Genomic DNA, 22913 nt, shown 5'->3' on the forward strand with positions numbered 1-22913 from the left:
CTCTGGCCCCGGCTGGAGCGGGTTTTCGCTGTGCGCCCGCCCCTGCTGCCGCCTCCACGCACGCTGCGGAGCCTTTCTATGCGTCACCTCGCCCTGCTCGCGGCCCTCGCGCTGCTGCCTTGCGCCGCCGCCACGAAATATCCCCTCACCGTTACCGACGACCTGGGGCGCACCGTCACCCTGCGCCAGGAGCCGAAGCGCATCATCGCCATGCTGCCCAGCCACACCGAGACGCTGATGGCTATCGGGGCCGGCGACCGGCTGGTGGCGGTGGACCGCTTCAGCAACTATCCCAAGAGCGTCACCGACAAGCTTCCCAAGGTCGGCAGCGCCTTCCAGCCCAATCTGGAAGCCATCCTGGCCCTCAAGCCTGACCTGGTGCTGGCCGACGAGTCGGCGGGGTCGCGCCTCACCGAGAAGCTGGCGGCGGCGGGCCTCACCGTGTACGGCGGCACCGCTCAGACCTACAACGAGGTCTTCGAAAAAATCGGCGTGCTGGGCAAGCTGACCAACCACGAGGCCGGGGCCACGCGCCTCATTACCTCGATGCGCTCGGAACTGAACGCGCTGCAAAAGAGCGTGGTGGGCCTGCCGAAAGTCAGCGCCTACTACGAGGTGGACCCCGCGCCCTACAGCGTCGGCCCCAGCTCCTTCATCGGCACGCTGCTGACCAAGGCGGGCGGGCAGACCATCGTGCCCGCGAAACTCGGGGACTTTCCCAAGCTGGACCCCGAACTGATTGTCAAGGCTAACCCCCAGACGATGATTGGCCTGAGCCTGGACGACGCCCGCAAGCGCCCCGGCTGGCAGGGACTTCAGGCGGTGAAGGCGGGGCGCGTGTTCCTGCCCACGCCCGAGGAACGGGATGCCCTCTCGCGCCCCGGCCCCCGCCTGCCGGTGGCCCTGCGCGCCCTGATTCGCTGGCTGCACCCGGAGGCGGTCAAGTGACCGACGATGCTACACAGGCACGCCGCGAGGCCGCCATGCGCGAACTCGCGGAGGCCCGCGACAGCCACCAGAAGCGCGAGGACCTGAGCCGGGGCCGCCGGGGCCTCCTCATCGTCAACACCGGCAAGGGCAAGGGCAAGACCACCGCTGCGCTGGGGCTGATGCTGCGGGCGCACGGGCGGGGCCTGAAGGTCCGGATGTTCCAATTCCTGAAGCACGAGAAGGCCAAGTTCGGGGAACACCGCACCCTCGACCTGCTGGGCATCCCCTACGAGGGCCTGGGCGACGGGTTCACCTGGCGCTCGCGCGACCTGGAAAACTCCGCGAGCCTGGCCGCCCACGGCTGGGAACTGGCGAAGGCGGCCATCGAGGCGGGCGAGTACGACCTCATCGTGCTCGACGAGTTCACCTATGCCCTGAAATACGGTTGGGTGCCCTGGCCCGACGTGGAGGCGACCCTGAAGGCGCGTGACCCGCGGCTGCACGTGGTCATCACCGGCCGCGACGCGCTGCCGGAACTCGTGGCGCTGGCCGACACCGTGAGCGAGATTCAGCCCGTCAAGCACGCCTACGAGGCGGGCATCGGCGCGCAGCCGGGCATCGAGCACTGATGCTCACCTGTGTCGGTGCTGGCCCCGGCCACCTCGACTTCCTGACGCGGCGCGGCGCGGAACTCGTCTCCAACGCCGACGTGGTCGCGGGCTTCGACGCCGTGGTGGATGTGGTGCGGCCTCTGCTGCTGGGGGACCAGCAGGTCGTCACGATGGGCTACCGCGACCAGGTGGCGAAACTGGCGGAGGTCGCCGCCCTGCACCACGCTGGGAAAACTTGCGTGGTGGTGTTCATGGGCGACATCCACTTCAGCGGCTTTCAGTTTCTGGAACGGGTGGAGACGGCCTGCGGACATCCGGTGGAGACGGTGCCGGGCATCTCCAGCGCGCAGATGCTCGCCAGCAAAGGCCGCGTGTGCTTCGACGAGACCACCTTCCTCACCTTTCACCGCCGGGGCGACCTCACGCCCTTCAAGACGCACCTGCGCGACGTGCTGCACGCGGGGCGCAACGCGATCGTGATTCCGCGCCCCTGGGACTTCATGCCGAAGGACGTGGCCGCTTACCTGCTCACCCACGGCGCGAATCCGGCGCACAAAGTCGAGGTCTGGGAGAACCTCTCCCGCGCCGAGGCGGAATGGACTGGCACGCTGGCCGAGCTGGAGGGCCGCGACTTTTCCGACATGAGCATCCTGCTGATTCGCGCGCTGATGCCGATGCTGACCGGGCTGGAGGGCGAGGCGTGAACGACTACGCCATCGTCCTCGCCGCGCACGGCAGCCGCGACCCGGCGAGTGCCGCGCAGTTCGAGCAGCTCGCCGCGCGGGTGCGGGCGCTTGACCCCGGGCGAGTCATCACCCACGGGTTTCTGGAGTTCAACGCGCCCACCCTCGATGAGGCCGCGCGGGAAGCGGTGGCGGCGGGAGCGCGGGAAATCGTGCTGGTGCCCGGCGTTCTGCTGGCCGCCACCCACGCCAAGAACGACCTGCCCAGCGAACTGAACGCGCTGCGCCAGGAGTTCCCGCACGTCACCTTCCACTACGGCGCGGCGATGGACCTGCACCCGGCCCTGCTGGAAGTCTGCCGCGAGCGCTTAATTGAAGCAGAGGCCGCCGCTCCCCACGAGGTGCGCCGGGACGAGACGCTGCTCCTCCTTGTCGGGCGCGGCACCACCGACCCCGACGCGAACGGCGACGTTCATAAGCTCGCCCGCTTTCTGGAGGAGGGCCTGGGCTACGGCGCGAGTTTGGTGTGCTACAGCGGCACCGCCAAACCCGACCTGCCCACCGGCCTCGCCCGCGCCGCCCGCCTGGGTTTTACGCGGGTGGTCGTGCTGCCCTACCTGCTGTTCGACGGGGTGCTGGCCCGCCGGGTGCGCGAGGCGGTGGCCGCCGCCGCCCAGCGCTGGCCGGGCACCGAGTTCCTGACCGCCGGGCACCTGGGGCCGCATCCGAAGGTCGCGCAGGTCTTTCTGGAACGGGCGCGGGAGGGCGTGCAGGGCCAGGGCCACATGAACTGCTCGCTGTGCAAGTACCGCGTGGGCGTGGTCGGCTACGAGGCGCAGGTGGGTGCGCCGCAGGTGGGACACCACGGGGCGGTGCGCGGGCTGCTGGCCGGGGGAGAAGCTCCCGAACGCAAAACCATTGCCCCCTACGAACCGCACCCCATCGAGCGCCAGTCCTTCGACATCATCGAGACGCTGCGCGACTGGTCGGCCGTGAACCCCGCCGACCGCTACGCGATGCAACGGCTGGTGCATACGGCGGGCACGCCCGACATCGTGGACGACCTGTACTTCTCGCCCGGCGCGACGGAAGCGGGCGTGATGGCGATTTTGCGCGGCCTGACCGTCGTGACCGACGTGACGATGGTGCAGAGCGGCCTCAAGCGCGAGGTGCTGCGGACGCTGGGCGTGCCCGTGTGGTGCGGCGTCCACGACCCCGAAACCTACCTGCTGAGCCGAGAGGCGGGCATCACCCGTTCGGCGGCCGGAATCCGCCGCGCCTACGAGAAGTTCGGCAACGACTGCATCGTGGCGATTGGCGACGCGCCCACCGCGATTTTCGAGGCGGTGCGCCTGATTCGGGAGTGGCACTGGCGGCCGGGTCTGGTGGTCGGCCTGCCGGTGGGCTTCGTGGGCACCCGCGAGAGCAAGGCGGCGCTACGCGCCTGCCTCAGCGTGCCGCGCGTCACCAACGCGGGGACGCGGGGGGGCAGCCCCTGGGCCAGCAGTGTGGTGAACGCGCTGATGATCGAGGCCCAGAATCGCCTCGCCGCCGTCGCCGCTGCCCCCACCGGGACGGAGGCGTGAGCCTCGCCATGACGCCGACCCAGCGCCTCGACCTCTCGCTGCCTGCCGCCAACGGCCTCAGGCGGGGCTTTACCACCGGCAGCGCGGCGACGGCGGCCGCCGCGGCGGCGCTGCGCCTGCTGCTGCGCGGCGAGATGCCTGGGCACGTGACCATCCGCCTCCCGGACGACCTGACGCTGGACATCCCCGTGCAAAATGTCCGTCTCACCGATGCGGGCGCTTACGCCGAGGTCGTCAAGGACGGCGGCGACGACCCTGACGCCACCCACGGGGCGACCCTGTGGGTGACGGTCGTGCCGAACGGCGGCGGGCACATGACCTTCCACGCCGGAGAGGGCGTGGGCACCGTCACCGCCCCCGGCATCCGCGTGCCGGTGGGCGAACCGGCCATCAACCCGGTACCGCGCGAGATGCTGCGGCGGGCGGCGCTCGACCTCGCGGGCCACGAGGGCTTCGCCGTGACGGTGGGCTGCCTGAACGGGGCAGAGATTGCCCGCAAGACCTTCAACCCCCGGCTGGGCATCCTGGGCGGCATCTCCATCCTGGGCACGACCGGCATCGTGGAGCCGATGAGCCTGGAAGCCTACGCCGCGTCGGTGGAGGTCTACGCCCGCGTGGCCGTCCACGCCCGCCCCGACGCGGTGGTCTTCACGCCCGGCAAGCTGGGCCGCGACTATGCGCGGGACACCCTGAACGTGCCCCCGCAGGCCATCGTGCAGATGAGCAACTTCGTGGGGGCGGCGCTGGACGCGCTGCAAGGGGCACTGGCGGAAACCGGGCACCCGCTCCCCCTGCTGCTCGTCGCCGGGCACCCCGGCAAGCTCGCCAAGGTCCTCAACGGCGACTGGAACACCCACAGCGGGCACAGCGGCATGGCGATGAACGTGCTGGCGCGGGTGGCGGCGGGGCTGGGGGTGGAGGGGGAAACCGTGCGGGCGCTGGCGGAGGCGAACACCGTGGACGCCTGCGTGACGCTCCTCGCGGGGCATGAACGCGGCCCGGAAGTCTGGCAGGAAACAGCCCGGCAGGTGGCCCGCACCCTGCATGAGCGCGCGCCCGGTGTAGGCCACGTCCGGGTGGCCCTCTTCGCGCTGGACGGCACCGGGCTGGGGGAGGCGGAGGCGTGACCGGTACCTTCTACGGCCTCGGCGTCGGCCCCGGCCCCTATGGCCTGCTGCCCGTCACGGCGCTGGAGATTCTTCAGACCGCCGACCTCATCTACGCCCCCCGCTCCCGCGTTTCGCCCGATTCGGTGGCCCTCGCCGCGCTGGACGGCCTACCCTTTCCCCGCGACCGCGTGCGCGAGGTCGAGTTTCTGATGGACGGCGACGACACGCGGATTGGGGAGCATTACGCCGCGCTGGCCCACGAAATAGCTGCCCACCAGCGGGCCGGGCGCAGCGTCGCCTACCTGACCATCGGGGACGCGATGACCTACAGCACGCTGGGCTACTTGGTGGCGGCCCTGACCCGTGAGGCCCCTGACCTCCCGCGCCGCGTGTTCCCCGGCGTGACCAGTTATGCCACCGCCGCCGCCCTCACCGGCTTCAGCCTGGGCGAGGGCAAGGAGCGGGTGCTCATCCTGCCCTGTCCCGACGATATGGCGGCCCTGCGCGCCGACATCCTCGTGCACGACGTGGTGGCCCTGATGAAGGTGGGGCGGCGCATGGCGGACGTGCTGGCGCTGCTGCAAGAGCTGGGCATCGCGGAACACTGCGCCCTCGCGCACCGCCTGGGGCTGGACGGGGAAGTTGTCCTGCCCTCGCTCGCGCCCGCCCCCGACCCCGGACGCCTGGGCTACCTGAGCGTCGTCCTGATTCGCCGCGAGGCTCCCCGGAGGTTTGCTTGAAGGTCTACTTTATCGGCGCTGGCCCCGGTGCCCCCGACCTCATCACGCTGCGCGGCGCGCGGCTGCTGGGTGAGTGCCGCCTGATTCTCTACGCCGGGTCCCTGGTGCCTGAAGCCGTGCTGGAACACGCGCACCCGGAGGCCGAGACGTTCAACACGGCGGGCATGCATCTCGACGAGCAGGTGGCCCTCTACCGCCGCGCCCAGGCCGAGGGGCTGAACGTGGCCCGCGTGCATTCCGGCGACCCGGCCATCTACGGCGCGACCGCCGAGCAGATGCGGGCACTGCGCGAACTGAATATTCCCTACGAGGTGGTGCCGGGCGTGAGCAGCTTTACCGCGAGCGCGGCCGTGCTGGGCGCGGAACTGACCCGCCCCAACGTCACCCAGACGGTCATCCTGACGCGGGTGTCGGGCCGGGCGAGTCCCGTTCCCGAGCGGGAGAACCTGCCCAGTCTCGCGGCGCACGGGGCCAGTCTGTGCCTGTTCCTGGGGGGCAACCAGCTTCCGCAAATCGTGGCGGACCTGCTGACTGCCTACCCGCCCGAGACACCGGTGGCCCTGGTGCAGCGCGCCACCCAGCCGGACGAGCGCCAGCACGTCAGCACCCTGGAGCGCCTGCTCTCCGAAATCCGGGTGAGCGAGTGGGCGCTGACCACCATGCTGATTGTGAGTCCCGCCCTCGCGGACCCCGACACCAGCAGCCGCCTCTACGACCCGGCCTATGCCCACCGCTTCCGCCGCGCGGAGAAGGAGGGGGTGTGACGGCGGCCCCGCAGAGCCTGGCCGTCTGGCCGGTGCGCCGCGAGTCGGAGGGGCTGGCCGCGCGGCTGGCGGACGAACTCGGGGCCGCGCTGCACCGTCCCTGGCAGGAGGCCGGACGGCAGATGGACGCCTTCCGCGCCGCCTTCCACACCGCCCGCGCCTGGGTCTTCATCGGCGCGGCGGGCATTGCCACCCGCTTCGTGTCGGGGCTGCCGCACAGCAAGCTGACTGACCCCGCAGTGGTGGTCCTGGACGACGCCGCCCGCTTCGCCGTCGCGCTGCTGGGCGGGCACGAGGGCGGCGCGAATGCCCTGGCCTACCGGGTGGCCCGCCTGACCGGGGCGGTGCCCGTCGTGACCACCGCGACCGAGGCCGTGAAGCCCCTGACCCTGGGCATCGGCTGCCGCCGGGGCGTGAGCGAGGAACAGATTGCCGCCGCTGTGGCACACACCCTGGGGGAACGCTCCCTGACCGACGTGCGCGAGGTCGCCACCGTGGACCTCAAGGCGGACGAGGCGGGCCTGCTCGCCTTCTGCGAACGCCACGGCCTGCCGCTGCGCATTTTCGCCGCCGCCGACCTGGAGGCCCGCCCCTTCGTGACGCGGCACAGCGAGTGGGTGCAGCAAAGCGTCGGCCTGAGCGGCGTCTGCGAACCCTGCGCCCTGCTCGCCAGCCCACGCGGCAGGCTGACCGTGCCCAAGACCGCGCTGAACGGCGTGACCGTCGCCGTGGTGGAGGACCGGGGCGCGGCTGTTTTCGAGGAGAAGTTATGACGAGTCCACACCGCACCGGACATCTCAGCCTCGTTTCCGTGGGGCCGGGCGACCTGTCGCTGGTGCCCGAGCGTGCCCGGCAGGCGCTGACGGGGGCCGACGTGATTGTCGCCTACGACCTCTACCTGACCTGGGTGCGCCCGCTGCTGACCACCCAGGAACTCCTGACGCCGCCGCTGACGCAGGAAAAGTACCGGGCAGAACTGGCGATTCAGAAGGCGGCGGAGGGGAAGCGGGTGGCCCTGGTCAGCTCCGGCGACATCGGCGTGTATGCGATGGCGGGCCTGGTCTTCGAGGACCTGCCCGAAGACCCCCCCTTCGGCGTGGAGGTGATTCCCGGCATCACCAGCGCCACCGCCTGCGCCAGCCTGCTGGGGTCGCCCCTCACGCACGACTTCGCCACGCTGAGCCTCTCGGATTTGCTGTGCCCCTGGGAGTGGATTGAGCAGCGGGCCAGCCACATCGCCCAGGCCGACCTCGCCGCCGTGCTGTACAACGTGCAGAGCAAATCCCGGCGCGAGGGCGTCTACCGCGTGCTGCGCCTGATGCTGGAACACAAGCGCCCCGATACCGTCTGCGGCGTGGTCCGCAACGCCTACCGCGAGGGGCAGGAGGTGCGCGTGACCACCCTGGAAGCCTTGCTGGGCGACGAGTTCGACATGCTCACCACCATCGTCATCGGCAACCGTTTCACCACCCGCAAAGGCCGCTGGATGTACACGCCGCGCGGCTACAACGACTGGCAGCCCGAGCGGGCGGGGGAAAGTGTGCCTGCGCCTCAGCCCACCGGTACCGTCTGGGTCTACAGCGGCACCCGAGATGGCAACGCGCTGGCGCTACGCCTGGCAGAACTGGGCCAGCCGGTCACGCTGAGCGTGGCGTCCGACCTGGGCGCACAGGTGGCCCCGACGCACCCCAACCTGCACCTCTACAGCGGCCCGCCCGGTGTGGAGGCCCGCCGTCGCGCCCTGCGTTCGGCCCGCGCCGTCGTGGACGCCACCCACCCCTACGCGCAGGCCATCACCGCGCAACTGCGCGAGCTGACCGCCGAACTGGGTGTGCCCTACCTGCGCTACGAGCGGCCCAGCGGTCTGCCCGCTGACACGGACGGCCTGATTCTGGTGGACTCCTTCGGGGAAGCCACGCGGGCTGCCCTTGCTTATGGCCGGGTCTTCCTCGCCACGGGCAGCAAGGACCTGGAAGCCTTCCTGCACGCCGCCCCCGGTGCGGAAGTTTTCGTGCGCCTGACCCCGCAGCCCGACGTGCTGCGCCGCGCCCAGGAACTCGGCATCCCCGCCGCCCGCCTCTGCGCGATGATTGGCCCCTTTTCCCGCGAGTTCAACGCGGCGCAGTGGCGGGCCTGGAATATCGGCGCGGTCGTCACCAAGGACAGCGGCGACGCGGGCGGCTTCGGGGCCAAACGCGAGGCGGCCCGCGACCTCCGCCTGCCCCTCATCGTGGTGCGCCGCCCGCCACCCGTGCCCGGTGCCTTTGCCACCGCAGACGCGCTGCTGGACGCTCTGAACCTTCAACTCAAGGAGCTTGCATGACCTCTTCCAAAACGCCCGTCACCCTCGTCAGCGGTTTTCTGGGCAGCGGCAAGACCACGCTGCTGGGCAACCTGCTGAACCAGACGCACGACCGCACCCTGGCCCTCATCGTCAACGAGTTCGGGGAGGTCAGCATCGACGGCCCACTGCTCGAAACGCGGGGGGACGGCGTGGAACTGCACGACGTTCACGGCGGCCTGCTGGCCTACGGCGGCGAGGGCGACGCCTTCCGCCGCACGCTGCGCGCCCTGCTGGAGCGCCGCCATACCTTCGACCACGTGCTCATCGAGACGAGCGGCCTGGCCGTGCCCACTGCCGTGATGGTCACGCTGCAAGAGCCGGACTTCGCCGCCGACTTCGTGCTGGACGCCACCCTGGTCGTGGTGGACACGCCACTGCTGCTGGCGGGGGCCTTCGGGGCAGAGGCGGGCGACGAGACGCAACGCAGCGCCGCCCGCGTGTTCGATGCCCAGCTCGAATACGCCGACGTGGCCGTGCTGAACAAGATTAACGGCCTGAGCGACGCCGACCTGCTGGAGGCCGAGGCCGACGTGCGCCACCGCGCCCCCCGCGTGCGCTTTCTGGAACTGGCCTACGGGGCGCGGCTGGACACGCAGCTCACGCTGGGCCTGAACCTGCACGGAAGCCGCCGCAGCGCCGCGCATCAGGCCCCCGTCAGTGGCACGCCCGGCGACCTCGCACAGCCGCTGCATGACCACTCCACCCTCGACGGGCACTCGCACGGCGACCTCGACGCCCACGTCCACAGCCTCAGCACCCACCAGCATTTTCACGAACACGACCCCGGCTGGCAGTCCTTCCGCCTGACGAGTGACGACGTGCAGAACGTGCCCGAACTGGTGCGGACGGTGCAGAACGTGGCCCGCGTCTTCCCGGTGCTGCGCGTGAAGGGCTTCGTGCAGGGCGAGGACGGCACCCGGCACGCGGTGCAGGCGGTGCGCTCGCGGGTGGAGGCGCAACCCGCCCCCGCGAAGGCGGACGCGCCCAACGAGCTGATTTTCATCGGCTACCACGTCAGCCGCAAGAAGGTCATCGAGGCGCTGCAAAAGGCGCTGCCGCAGCGGTGGGCCTAGCGTGAGCGCCCCCGCCCTTCCGCCCGTCACCGCGCGGCTGACCCTCGCCCGCAGCGCGCCCTACCTGTTGGGCGTGCTGGCGCTGCACCTGCTGGCGCTGGCGCTGCTGGTCCCCTCCGCCCTCCAGAACCCGCTGGTGTGGGGGCTGGGCCTGACCGCCTACCTCTTCGGGATGCGCCACGCCTGGGACGCCGACCACATCGCCGTCATCGACAACACCGTGCGCAAGCTGCTGACGCTGGGCCGCCCCGCGCACGGCGTCGGGCTGTTCTTCAGCCTGGGACATTCCAGCGTGGTGCTGCTGATGGCGCTGGTGGCGGCTTTTGTGGGCAAGGCGCTGCTGGGCGCGCAGGAGGATATCGGCCTGTTCGGGGGCTGGGTCGGTCCCTTCGTGGCGGGAGCGTATCTGCTGCTGGTCGCGGCCTTCAACCTGCACGCGGTCTGGCGCATGGGGCGCGGGGAGCCGGAGGGGCATCACCACGGCGGCCTGCTGGCCCGGCTGCTGGCCCCCCTCACCCGGCTGGTGAACCGGCAGTGGCACGTCTTCCCGCTGGGCTTCCTGATGGGCCTGGGCTTCGACACCGCCTCTGAGATTGCCCTGCTCGCGCTCGCTGGGCAGGCGGGGCAGCAGGGGCTGACCTGGACGGCCATCCTGGCCCTGCCACTGCTGTTCGGCGCGGGCATGACCCTCTTCGACACCCTCAACGGCGCGTTCATGACGCATGCCTATGCCTGGGCACTGGACCGGCCGGGGGCCAAACGCACCTACAACCTGCTAATCACGGGTCTCTCCGGGGTGCTGGCGCTGGTCATCGGGGTCGTCACGCTCGCGCAGTGGGCGGGGGAACACTTCCCGGCGGCGGGCCGCGCCCTGGCCGCCTTCCAGAGTGTGGACGTGTCCCCGCTGGGCTTCGGGCTGGCCGCCGCTGCTCTGGTGCTGTTCGCCGCCGCGCAGCTTTGGACGCGCGGGCGGCGAACGTGATGGAGCGCCTGTGACCGGAATTCCCGCCCACCCGCCTACCTCCCGCCAGCGCGTCACCCGCGCCGATGGCCGCACCATCAATGTGGTCCGCAGGCGCGGGCACCTCAGCTACTGCTTTCACGGCTGCTGCTGCGGGCGCACCGACAAGGGCTATGCCGCCGCGCCCGTGGACGCCTACAAGGAGGAGTGGACCCGGCGCAAGCTGCGTAATGCCATCCACCTCACCAAATCGGGGTGCTTGGGGCCGTGCGCGCTGTCCAACGTCGCCCACCTCGTCTTCGACGGGCATGACGTGTGGTTCCACTCCGTCAACGATCCCTGGCTGGTGCGCGCCATCTTCGACTACATCGGCGCGATGCTGGCGGCGGACGGCTACCGGCCCCCGCCCCCTGAACTGGTGGAGTACACCTTCAACTACTACACCTGGGATGCGGCGGGAAGTGCGGCGGCGGGGACGGCGGCCCTGCCCCTCGCCACGCCGGACGCGCCCGGCGACCTCTCCGGCTTCGCGGTTCTGACGCATGCGGACACCGATCTGCTCAACCTCCGGGCCGCACAGGAAACGCTGCCGCAGGGCTTCGGCCCCGTGACGGGTGTGGCCCTGGGCGGTGTGCGTTCCGAGGCGCAGATGAGCACGCTGCTGTCGGGGGCGGTGGGGCAGGCCGAGGTCGTGCTGGTGCGGATTCACGGGAAGTTCTCGGCGGTGCCGGGGGCCGAACTGCTGCTCTCGCATGCCCGGAAAGCTGGGCAACACCTGCTGCTGGTCAGCGGCACGAACGAACCCGACGCGGAACTGGCGGCCCTCAGCCTCGCGCCCGTGCAGCGGCAAGCCTTTTTGACGGGTGTTCTCGACACCGCCCGCGCCTACCTCGCCGCGAGCGGCTGGCAGAACACCCGCGAACTGCTGCTGTCCCTCAGCGACACGCTGCGCCTGACCGGCTACGGCGCGCAGCCCCCGCTGGCCCTGCCCGAACACGGGATTTACCACCCCGACCTGCCCGAGAACGCCACACTGGCCGACTGGCAGCGCCTCCGCACGCCGAACCGTCCCGCCGTGGGCGTGCTGCTGTACCGCGCCCACGCGCTGAGCGGCAACACGGCCTTTATCGACGCGCTGGTGACTGCGCTGGACGAGGTGGGAGCGGATGCCCTGCCGGTGTTCACGACCAGCCTGAAGGATGTGGACGAGAACGGCGACCCCAAAGCCTTCGCCCTCCTACGCGGCGAGGTGGACGCCCTGATTTCCACCCTCTCCTTCGCTATGGCCGAGGTGCAAGCCGGGGACGTGACGGCGGCGGGCGCGAATGTCGGCGCGCTGGAGCGCCTGGGCGTGCCCGTCGTGCAGGGCCTGACGAGCGGCGGGGCGCGGGGGCCGTGGGAGACGAGCGCGCGCGGGCTGAATCCCCTCGACACCGCGATGAATGTGGCCCTGCCGGAGTTCGACGGGCGCATCATCGGCGTGCCCTTCGCGTTCAAGGAGCAGGAAGCGGGGGAGGCCCGCCGCCTGGCCGCCGACCCCGAGCGCACCGCGCGGCTGGCCGGAATCACCGTGCGGCTGGCCCGACTGCGGCGGCTGCCCAACACGGAAAAGCGGCTGGCCTTCGTCTTCACCAACTCCACCGCCAAGGCGTCACAGGTGGGCAACGCGGTGGGGCTGGACTCGGCGGCGTCGCTGCTGCGGATCCTCCACGCGCTGAAGGCGGACGGGTACGACGTGGGCGAATTGCCCGCCACGAGTGACGAGCTGATGCACGCGCTGATTGAGCGCACCAGTTACGACACCACGCAGCTCATGCCCGCCCAGCTCGCGCAGGCCGCCGCGAGGGTGCCCGCCGACCTCTACGCGCGCTGGTTCGCCGACCTGCCGGACAGTCAGCAGCGCCGGATGCGCGAGCAGTGGGGCGATCCACCCGGCGAGGCGTATGTGCATGACGGGGCGCTGGCGCTGGCCGGGCTGCACTTCGGGCAGGTCTTCGTGGCGCTGCAACCCCCGCGCGGCTACGGCATGGACCCCGACGCCATCTACCACACGCCCGACCTGCCGCCCACGCACCACTACCACGCGCTCTACCGCTGGCTGCGCGAGCCGCCGGACTGCGGCGGCTTCGGCGCGGACGCCCTGATTCACGTCGGCAAGCACGGCACGTTGGAATGGTTGCCCGGCAAGGGCGTGGGCCTCAGCGCGGGGTGCTTCCCCGACTCGCTGCTGGGCGACCTGCCGCTGTTTTACCCCTTCGTCATCAACGACCCCGGCGAGGGTACCCAGGCCAAGCGCCGCGCCCACGCGACCATCCTCGACCACCTGCCGCCGCCGCTGACCCGCGCGGACACTTACGGCCCGCTGGCCGAACTCGCCGCCCTGGTGGACGAGTATTACCAGCTCGAACTGCTCGACCCGGCCAAGCTGCCGCTGTTGCAAGGGCAAATCTGGGAGCTGGTGCAGCAGGCGAACCTGGGGACCGACCTCGGCCTGGATTTGGGAACGGTGCTCCGCCGCGACCACGGCGACCATGTCCACGAGTGGGACGACGAGTTCACCGAGGAAGGCGTGCCCGTGACGCTGAGCGAGATGAACGGCGCGGACGTGGCGCACCTGCTCGAAGACATCGACGGCTACCTGTGCGAACTGGGCGCGGCGCAGATTCGGGACGGCTTGCATATCTTCGGACAGGCTCCACAGGGCGAGCAGCTTCCCGAGATGCTGCGCGCCCTGACCCGGCTGGCGAATGCGGAGGTTCCGGGGCTACACGCGGGGCTGGCCGAGGTGCTGGGGCTGGATTTGGGGGCACTCCTGGACAATCTCGGCGCACGGCTGGACGCCCACCCGGAACTCACCGACCTCGCGGGCCGCCCCATCCAGACAAACGGCGACGCCCTCGAACTCCTCGACGAACTCGCCCTGCACCTCTATCAGACCTTGCAGGCGCGGAACTTCGACCCCGCCGCCATCCCCGACGCGCTGGCCCTCACGCTGGGGGTGCGGGAGCATTACGGGACGCTGCCGCAGACGCTGGGCTACGTCTGCCGCGTCCTGAAACCGAATCTGGACGCGACCAGCGACGAAATCACGCACCTGCTCGCGGGCCTCGCCGGGCGCTACGTTCCCGCCGGGCCGAGCGGTGCCCCCTCACGCGGGCTGGCGCACATCCTCCCCACCGGGCGGAATTTCTACGCGGTGGACCCCCGCGCGCTGCCCTCGCAGGCCGCGTGGACGGTGGGCAGCAGCCTCGCGCGGGAGGTGCTCGACCGCCACCTGAGGGAAGCGGGCGCGTACCCTGAGCACGTCGCCATCAGCGTGTGGGGCACCTCCAACATGCGGACGCAGGGGGACGACGTGGCGCAGATTCTGGCGCTGCTGGGGGCGCGTCCGCTTTGGCACCCGCAGAGCCGCCGCCTGACCGGCGTGGACCTCATCCCGCTGGCCGAGCTGGGCCGCCCCCGCATCGACGTGACGGTGCGGCTCAGCGGCTTTTTCCGTGACGCCTTCCCTCACCTGATCACCCTGCTCGACGAAGCCGTCAACCTCGCCATGCACGCCGACGAACCGGAAGACCAGAACTTCCCCCGCAAGCATTACCTGGCCGACCTCGCGGAGCGGCTGGCCGACCTCCCGCCCGAGGAGGCGCAGGCCCGGGCCAGTTACCGCCTCTTCGGCAGCGCCCCCGGCACCTACGGCGCGGGCATCCTCGACCTGATTCACGAGGGGAACTGGAAAGACGAGGCCGACTTCGCGCGCACCTTCATCAACTGGGGCGGCTACGCCTACACCGCTGCCGAGGCCGGGACCGACGCCCGCGAGGACTTCCGCGCCCGCCTCTCGCAGACGCAACTGGTGCTGCACAACCAGGACAACCGCGAGCACGACCTCTTCGACAGTGACGACTACCTGCAATTCTTCGGCGGCATGATTGCCTCCGTCCGCAGCCTCAGCGGCACCCAGCCCCGGCACTATTTCGGGGACACGGCCAACCCCGAGCGCGCCCGCGTCCGCGACCTGGGTGAGGAGGCCCTGCGGGTGTACCGCTCGCGGGTGGTCAATCCCAAGTGGCTGGAGGGCATCCGCCGCCACGGCTACAAGGGCGGGCTGGAGCAGACGGCGACGGTGGATTACCTCTTCGGCTTCGACGCCACGGCCCAGATTGCCCACGACTTCATGTATGAGGGGGTGGCGCAGGCCTACGCGCTCGACCCGGAGAATCAGGCGTTCCTGCGTGAGTCGAACCCCTGGGCGCTCAATGCCATCGCGGGGCGGCTGCTGGAAGCGCATGCCCGTGACCTCTGGACGCCCCAGCCGCAGACGTTGAATGCCCTCCAGAACCTGCTCGCGGAGAGCGAGGGGCTGCTGGAAGACCGGGGCGAAGTGGGGCGGGTGGGGGGATGACGGTCCAGACGGACATTTTTGCCGAGTGGGCCGCCCAGGTTCTCGCCGTGCGCTCCGGGCGCTGGCAGCCGGAACGCGACCGGGCCTTCTGGCACGAGAAGGCCGCCCACTACGACGCGGGCCAGCCGCCGCTTCCCAACACGGTGGCGTGGTTGCGGGAACGGCTGACGGGCGCAGACTCGCTGCTCGACGTGGGCGCGGGGACAGGCCGCCTGACCCTGCCCCTCGCGGACGCGGCGGCGCGGGTGACGGCGCTGGACCACTCGCCCGACATGCTCGCCGTGCTGCGCGGCAAGGGGCCGCCCGCGCACCTGGACATGCGCTGTCAGGAACTCGCGGACGCCCTGCAAGACCCCACCCTCGCCCCCCACGACGCCGTGCTGAGTGCGTGGTCGCTGGCCTACCTGCCCGACCTGCGCGCGGCCCTGACGGGCCTGCTGCGCCTCGCCCGCCGTGACCTCTACCTGCTGGAGGACGACGGCCTGGGCAGCCCGCACGTCACCCTGCGCCGCCAGCTTGCCGGGCAGCCCAGGGCGCAGCGGGCCTCCAGCCTGCGCCGCGCCCTGCACGCGCTGGGCGAGTCGCCGGAGCACCGGCCCATCACCGAGGAGCGCGAATTGACCTTTCCCGACACGGCGGCCCTGCTCGCCCAGACTCGCCTGCCCCTCCCGGACGCGGAGGCGCTGGCTTTCCTGCTTCCTTACCTCACGCCGGAGGGCGGGGGCTGGCGCTACCGCTGGACCTTCGACGTGCATGTGCTGCATGTCCCTGTGCGGGAGCGTCCATGACCCCCCTCTACCCCCTCTCCGCCGTCGCCCACCAGCCGGGGCTAGTGCTGGCCCTGTCGCTGCTGGCCGTGTCACCCGACATCGGCGGCGTGCTGATTCGCGGCGACCGGGGCGCGGCCAAGAGTACGGCGGCGCGGGGGCTGGCCGCCCTGCTCCCGCCCACTGCGGACGGCACGCCCGCCCCCTTCGTGAACCTGCCGCTGGGCGCGACGGAAGACCGGGTGGTGGGCACCCTCGACCTCGACGCGGCGCTGCGGGGCGAGGTGCGCCTCAAGCCCGGCCTGATGGCCGGGGCGGACGGCGGCGTGCTGTACATCGACGAGGTGAATCTGCTGGCCGACCACCTCGTGGACGTGCTGCTGGACGTGGCCGCGATGGGCGTGAACCGCGTGCAGCGCGACGGCCTGAGTGCCGAGCACCCCGCCCGCCTCGCCCTGGTGGGCAGCATGAACCCCGAAGAGGGCGGATTGCGCCCGCAGTTCCTCGACCGTTTCGGGCTGTGTGTGGACGTGCAGGCCCCGGCTGCGCCCGCCGAGCGTGCCGAAATCGTGCGCCGCCGCATGGCCTTCGAGGCCGACCCGGTGCGGTTTGTTGCCGTCTGGGAAACCGAGGAAACCGCGCTGGCCGCCCGCCTCGCCGCCGCCCGCGAACAACTGCCGCATGTGCGGGTGCCCGACGCCCTGCTGGCTACCATCGCCGCCCTGAGCGCCGGGGCGGGCGTGCGGAGCCTGCGCGCCGACCTGGTGCTGTACCGCGCCGCCCGCGCCCTGGCCGCGCTGGAAGGCCGGGGGGAGGTGCGGGAAGCCGACCTGCACCGCGCCGCGCCGCTGGTCCTCGCGCACCGCCGTGACCCCCGGCTGCCGCCCCCGCCGCCACCACCCGCCCCGCCGCCCGAAGCGTCCCCGCCTCCACCCGAGGAAACGCCCCCCCCGCCCGAAGGGGACCGCCCTCCCGCCCCGCAGGACACGCCGGAGGAGGTCTTCGCGCCCACCGCGAACGTCTCGCCCCTGACCCTGCCCCCCGCGCCTGCCCCCGGTTCCCGCCGGGGCGAGGGCGGGCCGGGCCGCGTGGTGCGGAGCGTCCCCGACCCCCACCCCTCCGTGCTGGCCGTGCCCGCGACCCTGCGCGCCGCCCTGACCCGGACCGCAAGGCAAGGGAGCGGCAGCGTCACCCTCACGCGTGAGGACTTCCAGTCTCCGGTTCGGGAGGAGGTCGCGGGCCGCCGCGTGCTGTTCGTCGCGGACGCCAGCGGCAGTATGGGCACCCGCGAACGCATGGGGGCCGTCAAGGGCGCGATGCTGGAGGTGCTGGGGCAGCAGGGGCGGCGGGACCGGGTGGCGCTGCTGCCCTTCCGGGGGGCAGGGGCGACCCTGGCCCTGGACTTCACCACGGACGCCGCCGCTGCCGAGGCCGCCATCACCGCCGCGCCGACCGGGGGCCGCACGCCGCTCGCGCACGCGCTGAGGCTGGCCGCCGACGTGCTGGCGGGCGAGCGGCCGGCGCAGCTCGTGCTGTTCACCGATGGCCGCGCGAACGTGCCCCTCGCGCCTGGCGGGGACGCCTGGGCCGACGCCCTGAACGCGGCCCGCGCCCTGCGTGGTGTGCCCGCCCTGGTCGTGGACACCGAGACCGGACACGTCCGCCTGAACCGCGCCGCCGCCCTCGCGGAGGCGCTGGGGGCCGACTTGACCACGCTGGGGGGCCGGGCATGAAACGTCTCGTCCTGGCCGCCCCGCACTCGGGCAGCGGCAAGACCACGGTGGCCTCGCTGCTGTGCCTCGCGCTGCGCCGCCGGGGCCTGAAGGTCGCGCCCTTCAAACTGGGGCCGGACTACCTCGACCCCACGCACCTGAGCCGCGCCGCCGGGCAGCCCGCCCGCAACCTGGATTCGTTCCTGCTGCCGCCCGGGCGGCTGCGTGACCTGTTCGCCCGCGCCGCCGAACACGCGGACATCAGCATTCTGGAAGGCGTCATGGGCCTCTACGATGGCCGCGACCCCTCCAGCGACGCGCACTCCACCGCCGACCTCGCCCGCCTGCTGGAGGCCCCGGTGGTGCTGGTCATCGACGCGGGAGGCAGCGCCCGGACGGTGGCGGCGGTGGCCCACGGGCTGCGCTCCTTTGGACCCGACCTGAACGTGGTCGGCGTCATCCTGAACCGCGTGGCGGGCGAGCGGCACGCGGCCCTGTGCGAGGTGGCCTTGACGCACATCGGACTGCCGGTGCTGGGCCACGTCTCGCGTGACCCGGCCCTGCACCTCCCCGCCCGGCACCTGGGACTGCTCAGCGCCGAGCAGGCGAGCTGGGACGAGGCCGACGCGCTGCGGGCCGCCGCGACCCTGCGTCTGGACGCCCTGCTGGCGGCGGCGGACGCGCCCGCGTTGCCTCTGCCCGCGCCCGCGCCGCGCCGCCCCACGCCCCGCGCCCGCATCGCCTACGCGCTGGACGAGGCCTTTCACTTCTACTACCCCGACGCGCTCGACGCCCTGCGGGACGCGGGGGCCGAACTGCTCCCCTTCAGCCCGCTGCGGGACGCCGGCTTGCCGCCGGATGTGGGCGGCGTCCTGCTGGGCGGTGGGTATCCCGAGGCGCACGCCGCCGGGTTGACCGCAAACGTGTCCATGCGGGCCGCTCTCCGCACCTTTGCCGTCTCCGGCCGCCCCATCATCGGGGAATGCGGCGGCCTGATGTACCTGGGCGAGACGCTGGAGGACCAGTCCGGGCAGATGTTCGGGATGTGCGGCGTCATTCCCTACCGCACGCGGATGGCCCCGCGCCTCACCCTGGGCTACCGCGACGCGACCGCGCTCAGCCCCTCCCCCCTGGTGCCGGCCGGCGCGGTGCTGCGCGGGCACGAGTTCCACCACAGCGTCCTGACCCACGCGCCCACCCACCCCGCTTACACCTGGGCCGGCGCGGGGGGTGTGCGGGTGGAGGAGGGCTACGCGCGCGGCAACGTCCTCGCCAGTTACCTGCACGTGCATTACGGCGCGGCGGGGGAACTGGCGGCACGGCTGGTGGAGGCGTGTTCGTGAGGGGAACGCGGCGCGCGCTGCTGCTGGCCCTTGTGCTGGACAGCCTGGGCGAACCTCCGGCGCGGTGGCATCCCGTCGTGTGGATGGGGCATTTTCTGAAGGGGGCGCGTGGGCGCTGGCGGGGCACCACGCCGGCCGCGCAGTTGCGCGAGGGTGCGGCGGGCTGGGCACTCGGGGCGGGTCTGGTGGCCGGAGCGGGCCTGCTGGCCGGGCGGCTGCCGGGCGGCTGGGTCACGCGGGGCGTCCTCCTCAAGCCGCTGCTGGCCCGGCGTGCCCTGTTCGCGGCGGTCGCGGAGGTCCACGCGGCCCTGGCGGCGGGCGCGGTGCCGGAAGCGCGGCGGCTGCTCGCGTGGCACCTCGTCAGCCGGGATACGGCGGAACTGACGGCGGCGGAGGTCGCGGGCGCGGCCATCGAGAGCCTCGCGGAGAACCTGTCCGACAGCGTGGTTGCGCCGCTGCTGTGCTGCCGGGCCGGTGGCCTGCCCCTGGCCGCCCTGTACCGCTACGCCAACACCGCCGACGCCATGTGGGGCTACCGCACCCCCGAACTGGAAGACGCGGGCAAGGTCGCCGCCCGCGCCGACGACCTGCTGAACCTGGCCCCCGCGCGGCTGACCGCCGTGTGCGCGCTGCTGGCGAGCCTGCCCGCCGGCCTGGACACCTCCGGCGCGTGGCGGGCCTGGCGGCAGGACGCGCGAAAGACGGCCAGCCCGAATGCCGGGCACCCCATGAGCGCCTTTGCCGGGGCGCTCGGCGTGCGGCTGGACAAGCGCGGCGTGTACGTGCTGAACGCGGATGGACGTGTTCCGCAGGCGGCGGACATCCCCCGCGCCCTGCGCCTCGCCCGCCTGACGCTGGGGCTGGGGGTCCTTGCCCTGCTTTTTGCTCCTCCCCGGAGCCGCCGTGCCTGACCTGCCCCCCCTGCTGCCCCGCGCGCCGCACGGCGGGCCGACCGCCGCGCCCTTCACCGGCCTGGATTTCAGCGTGAACGCGAATCCCTATGGGCCGAATCCCATGCTGATGCGGGCACTGCGCGCCGCCGACCACGCGCATTACCCCGACCCCAGCTATGCCGGGGTCCGCGCCCGGCTGGCCGCGTGGCACGGTGTCGAGGCGGACGAGGTGGCCCTGTCCGTGGGCGCGTCCGACCTGCTGCACCGCCTCGTCCGCGCCTTTCTTCCCCCCGGTGGAACGTTGCTGAGCGTACAGGCCCCCTTCGGCGAACTCGCCCGCGCGGTGGCCCTCGCCTGGGGCCGGGTGGAGGTCATCAAGGCCGTTCCGGCGCGGCTTCCCCCCGGCACGGCCCTGGTGTACGTGGGCCACCCGCACAATCCGACCGGCCACCGGCACACGCCGGAAGAATTGCAAGCCCTCTCGGATACCTGCGCCGCCGCACAGGCCCTCCTCATCGTGGACGAGGCGTATGCGCCCTTCCTGCCCGCTTCCTGGGTCCCGCGCTCTGTGTCCGTCGTCCGCCTGCTGTCGCCCGGCAAGGCACACGGTCTGGTCGGCGCGCGGCCCGCCTATGCCCTGGCCGCACGCGAGGTCGTCGCGCGGATGGACAACCTCGCACCCGCGTGGCATCTTCCTGCCGGGACGGCGGCGGTACTGGCGGCGTTGCCGGAGGCGGGGGCGTTTCTGGCCGAGACGCTGCCCTGGGTGCGCCAGAATGCGGAAGGTCTGGCCGCCGCTCTGCGCCCCTTCGGGGCGGTGGAGCACCACGGCACGCCGTACCTGACGCTGGAGGTCGGGGACGCGGCGCGCCTGACCGCCGCCCTGCTCGAACGCGGCGTGAAGGTGCGCGACTGCACCAGCTACAGTTTTCCGGGCCGCCTCCGTGTTTCGACCCGTCTGCCGGAGGAGAATGCGCGGCTGGTGGAGGCTGTGCGGGCCGCCCTGAACGGAGGACACTATGGGTAAAGCCATCATGATTCAGGGCTGCACCAGCAATGCGGGCAAGAGCTACCTGTGCGCCGCGCTGTGCCGCGCGCTCTCGGACGAGGGCTACCGGGTCGCCCCCTTCAAGGCCCAGAACATGAGCAACAACGCGGGCGTGACCCCGGCGGGCCTGGAAATGGGCCGCGCCCAGCTCGTGCAGGCGCAGGCGGCGCGGGTGGCGCCCGACGTGCGAATGAATCCGGTGCTGCTCAAGCCCGAGGCCGACACCCGCTCAGCGGTCGTGCTGCTGGGCCGCGCGAACCCGGACCTGACCGCCCTGGGCTGGCGCGAACGCAAGGCGCACCTGTGGCCCCATGTGCAGGGAGCCTTGCGCAGCCTCATGGCCGAGTACGACGTGGTGGTCATCGAGGGCGCGGGCAGCCCCGCCGAGGTGAACCTGCGCTCCTCCGACATCGTGAACATGCGGGTGGCGCTGGAAGCCCAGGCGTCGGTCCTGCTCGCCTGCGACATCGACCGGGGCGGGGCCTTCGCGCACCTGCTGGGCACCTGGCATTGCCTGACCCCCGAAGAACGTGCGCTCCTGAAGGGCTTCATCCTCAACCGCTTCCGGGGTGACCCGCGCCTGCTGGCCCCCGCCCCCGAGTGGCTGGAACAGCAGACGGGCGTGCCGACGGTGGGCGTGGTGCCGATGCTGGATATCCCGTTGCCGGAAGAAGATGGGGTCTGGGCTGAGGATCAAAGGGGACAGGCGGATGCCTCAGATGGCTTCGTCGCCATCGCCCGCCTGCCCCGCGTGTCCAATCTGGACGAGTTCGCGCCGCTGGGGCCGCTCGCGCGCTGGGTGGCCTCGCCCGCCGAGCTGGCAGGCGCGCGGGCCATCATTCTGCCCGGCAGCAAGAGCACCGCCGCCGACCTCGCGTGGCTGCGGGCGACCGGGCTGGCGGGCGCGGTCACGCGGGCGGCGCAGGCGGGCGTGCCGGTGCTGGGCGTGTGCGGCGGGTTGCAGATGCTGGGCACGGCCCTCACCGACCGGCACGGCATCGAGGGTGGGGGCTGTACTCAGGGGGAAGAGGTTCCGGGCCTGGGCCTCCTCGACCTCTCGACCGAGTTCGCGCCCGACAAGACCACCCGGCTGACCACCTTCACCGACGCGGAAACGGGCCTGCATCTGAGCGGCTACGAGATCCACCACGGACGCACCGAGGCGGGCGGCAGCGTGCAGGAACTCGCGCCGGGCCTGCTGTGGCGTTCGGGCAACGTGCGCGGCACCTACCTGCACGGCCTGCTGGAAAACCCCGCGTATCTGGAACGCTTTCTGGACTGGGCGGGCCTGGCGCCGCCAGCAGAACTGGACAGCCTGGACGCCCGCCTCGACGCCGTCGCCGCACGGGTCAAGGCCAGCCTGGACTGGCCCCTCATCCAGAAGCTCGCTGGCCGGGGGCAGCTGTAATGCCCTCCTCCCGACTGGTCTTCGTGACGGGAGGTGCCCGCAGCGGCAAGAGCAGCTTTGCCGAGCGTCTCGCCGCCGCTTCCGGCGAGGCCGTGACCTACCTCGCCACCGCGCAGGCGTTCGACGCGGAGATGGAAGACCGCATCCGCCGCCACCGCGCAGACCGCCCGGTGGGCTGGGCCACGGTGGAGGAACCCCTGAACGTGCCGGGAGCCTTGCGGGCCGCCGTGACCCCCACGGCCCTCCTCGACTGCCTCAGCCTCTGGGTCAGCAACCTGCTGCTGGCCGACCACACCGACGGGGCGATTCTGGAGCAGGCGGACGCCTTGCTCGCCGCCGCCCGTGCCCGCCCCGGCCTGACGGTCCTCGTGACCAATGAGGTGGGTTTCGGCATCGTTCCCGACAACGCCCTGGCCCGCCGCTACCGTGACGTGCTGGGCTGGGTCAACCAGCGCGCCGCCGCCGCCAGCGACGAGGCGTGGCTGCTGGTGAGCGGCCTGCCCCTGCCCCTCAAGCCCGCGCCCCGTCCCTCATTCCTT

18 protein-coding genes and 1 pseudogene are annotated in these 22913 nt (G+C 71.9%); all 19 read left to right on the forward strand.

From position 1 onward, the window contains the following. The first annotated feature begins 78 nt into the window (after positions 1-78). A complete protein-coding gene (locus DEIPH_RS04445) occupies positions 79-948 on the forward strand; it encodes an ABC transporter substrate-binding protein (RefSeq protein ID WP_034354482.1) in 870 nt (289 codons plus the stop codon). After that, positions 945-1559, forward strand: a complete 615-nt coding sequence (gene cobO / locus DEIPH_RS04450; protein WP_034354485.1) for a cob(I)yrinic acid a,c-diamide adenosyltransferase — start codon at positions 945-947, stop codon at positions 1557-1559. The genes DEIPH_RS04445 and cobO overlap by 4 nt, the downstream gene beginning before the upstream one ends. After that, complete coding sequence (locus DEIPH_RS04455; RefSeq protein ID WP_034354488.1) at positions 1559-2245, forward strand: cobalt-precorrin-7 (C(5))-methyltransferase; 687 nt, start codon at positions 1559-1561, stop codon at positions 2243-2245. Before cobO ends, DEIPH_RS04455 begins: the two co-directional genes overlap by 1 nt. Beyond that, positions 2242-3810 (forward strand): precorrin-8X methylmutase, encoded by a 1569-nt coding sequence (locus DEIPH_RS04460; protein ID WP_034354491.1) that lies wholly within the window; start codon positions 2242-2244, stop codon positions 3808-3810. Before DEIPH_RS04455 ends, DEIPH_RS04460 begins: the two co-directional genes overlap by 4 nt. Further along, the gene (gene cbiD, locus DEIPH_RS04465; protein ID WP_235183173.1) at positions 3807-4937 is read left to right on the forward strand and encodes a cobalt-precorrin-5B (C(1))-methyltransferase CbiD; all 1131 of its coding nucleotides are present in this window, start codon (positions 3807-3809) and stop codon (positions 4935-4937) included. Before DEIPH_RS04460 ends, cbiD begins: the two co-directional genes overlap by 4 nt. Further along, positions 4934-5659, forward strand: a complete 726-nt coding sequence (cobI, locus tag DEIPH_RS04470; RefSeq protein ID WP_034354493.1) for a precorrin-2 C(20)-methyltransferase — start codon at positions 4934-4936, stop codon at positions 5657-5659. Before cbiD ends, cobI begins: the two co-directional genes overlap by 4 nt. Further along, positions 5656-6423, forward strand: coding sequence for a precorrin-4 C(11)-methyltransferase (gene cobM / locus DEIPH_RS04475; protein WP_034354496.1), 768 nt, complete (start codon positions 5656-5658; stop codon positions 6421-6423). Before cobI ends, cobM begins: the two co-directional genes overlap by 4 nt. After that, positions 6420-7196: a cobalamin biosynthesis protein gene (locus tag DEIPH_RS04480; protein WP_034354499.1), complete on the forward strand. Its 777-nt coding sequence runs from the start codon at positions 6420-6422 to the stop codon at positions 7194-7196. The genes cobM and DEIPH_RS04480 overlap by 4 nt, the downstream gene beginning before the upstream one ends. Beyond that, entirely contained in the window at positions 7193-8746 is a 1554-nt protein-coding gene (gene cobJ / locus DEIPH_RS04485) for a precorrin-3B C(17)-methyltransferase (protein WP_034354502.1), read from the forward strand. The genes DEIPH_RS04480 and cobJ overlap by 4 nt, the downstream gene beginning before the upstream one ends. Beyond that, positions 8743-9840 carry a CobW family GTP-binding protein gene (locus tag DEIPH_RS04490; RefSeq protein ID WP_034354506.1) on the forward strand — a complete coding sequence of 366 codons (1098 nt, stop codon included), beginning with the start codon at positions 8743-8745 and terminating at the stop codon, positions 9838-9840. The genes cobJ and DEIPH_RS04490 overlap by 4 nt, the downstream gene beginning before the upstream one ends. Position 9841: 1 nt before the next feature. After that, positions 9842-10822 carry a HoxN/HupN/NixA family nickel/cobalt transporter gene (locus DEIPH_RS04495; RefSeq protein WP_051517151.1) on the forward strand — a complete coding sequence of 327 codons (981 nt, stop codon included), beginning with the start codon at positions 9842-9844 and terminating at the stop codon, positions 10820-10822. Between the two features lie 10 nt (positions 10823-10832). Further along, entirely contained in the window at positions 10833-15203 is a 4371-nt protein-coding gene (gene cobN, locus DEIPH_RS04500; RefSeq protein WP_034354510.1) for a cobaltochelatase subunit CobN, read from the forward strand. Beyond that, entirely contained in the window at positions 15200-15991 is a 792-nt protein-coding gene (locus DEIPH_RS04505) for a class I SAM-dependent methyltransferase (protein ID WP_034354513.1), read from the forward strand. Before cobN ends, DEIPH_RS04505 begins: the two co-directional genes overlap by 4 nt. Next, a complete protein-coding gene (locus DEIPH_RS04510) occupies positions 15988-17703 on the forward strand; it encodes a VWA domain-containing protein (RefSeq protein ID WP_034354515.1) in 1716 nt (571 codons plus the stop codon). Before DEIPH_RS04505 ends, DEIPH_RS04510 begins: the two co-directional genes overlap by 4 nt. Then, on the forward strand, positions 17700-19025 hold the full coding sequence (locus DEIPH_RS04515; protein WP_034354518.1) for a cobyrinate a,c-diamide synthase: 1326 nt from the start codon (positions 17700-17702) through the stop codon (positions 19023-19025). Before DEIPH_RS04510 ends, DEIPH_RS04515 begins: the two co-directional genes overlap by 4 nt. Continuing rightward, the gene (cbiB, locus tag DEIPH_RS04520; RefSeq protein WP_034354642.1) at positions 19022-19936 is read left to right on the forward strand and encodes an adenosylcobinamide-phosphate synthase CbiB; all 915 of its coding nucleotides are present in this window, start codon (positions 19022-19024) and stop codon (positions 19934-19936) included. The genes DEIPH_RS04515 and cbiB overlap by 4 nt, the downstream gene beginning before the upstream one ends. Then, the gene (locus DEIPH_RS04525) at positions 19929-20945 is read left to right on the forward strand and encodes a pyridoxal phosphate-dependent aminotransferase (RefSeq protein WP_034354522.1); all 1017 of its coding nucleotides are present in this window, start codon (positions 19929-19931) and stop codon (positions 20943-20945) included. The genes cbiB and DEIPH_RS04525 overlap by 8 nt, the downstream gene beginning before the upstream one ends. Continuing rightward, positions 20938-22374, forward strand: coding sequence for a cobyric acid synthase (locus tag DEIPH_RS04530; RefSeq protein WP_152544793.1), 1437 nt, complete (start codon positions 20938-20940; stop codon positions 22372-22374). The genes DEIPH_RS04525 and DEIPH_RS04530 overlap by 8 nt, the downstream gene beginning before the upstream one ends. After that, positions 22374-22889: pseudogene (gene cobU, locus DEIPH_RS20435) on the forward strand (bifunctional adenosylcobinamide kinase/adenosylcobinamide-phosphate guanylyltransferase); the annotation flags it as partial. The gene DEIPH_RS04530 and the pseudogene cobU, both read left to right, overlap by 1 nt. Between the last annotated feature and the right edge of the window lie 24 nt (positions 22890-22913).

This window comes from Deinococcus phoenicis (assembly GCF_000599865.1).
GTDB lineage: Bacteria > Deinococcota > Deinococci > Deinococcales > Deinococcaceae > Deinococcus > Deinococcus phoenicis.

Bases quoted from the DNA above. Each gene is read 5' to 3' on its own strand.
- DEIPH_RS04455 (WP_034354488.1), top strand. From the start codon at position 1,559: ATGCTCACCTGTGTCGGTGCTGGCCCCGGCCACCTCGACTTCCTGACG.
- DEIPH_RS04445 (WP_034354482.1), top strand. From the start codon at position 79: ATGCGTCACCTCGCCCTGCTCGCGGCCCTCGCGCTGCTGCCTTGCGCC.
- DEIPH_RS04490 (WP_034354506.1), top strand. From the start codon at position 8,743: ATGACCTCTTCCAAAACGCCCGTCACCCTCGTCAGCGGTTTTCTGGGC.
- cobJ (WP_034354502.1), top strand. From the start codon at position 7,193: ATGACGAGTCCACACCGCACCGGACATCTCAGCCTCGTTTCCGTGGGG.
- DEIPH_RS04505 (WP_034354513.1), top strand. From the start codon at position 15,200: ATGACGGTCCAGACGGACATTTTTGCCGAGTGGGCCGCCCAGGTTCTC.
- DEIPH_RS04530 (WP_152544793.1), top strand. From the start codon at position 20,938: ATGGGTAAAGCCATCATGATTCAGGGCTGCACCAGCAATGCGGGCAAG.
- DEIPH_RS04510 (WP_034354515.1), top strand. From the start codon at position 15,988: ATGACCCCCCTCTACCCCCTCTCCGCCGTCGCCCACCAGCCGGGGCTA.
- DEIPH_RS04515 (WP_034354518.1), top strand. From the start codon at position 17,700: ATGAAACGTCTCGTCCTGGCCGCCCCGCACTCGGGCAGCGGCAAGACC.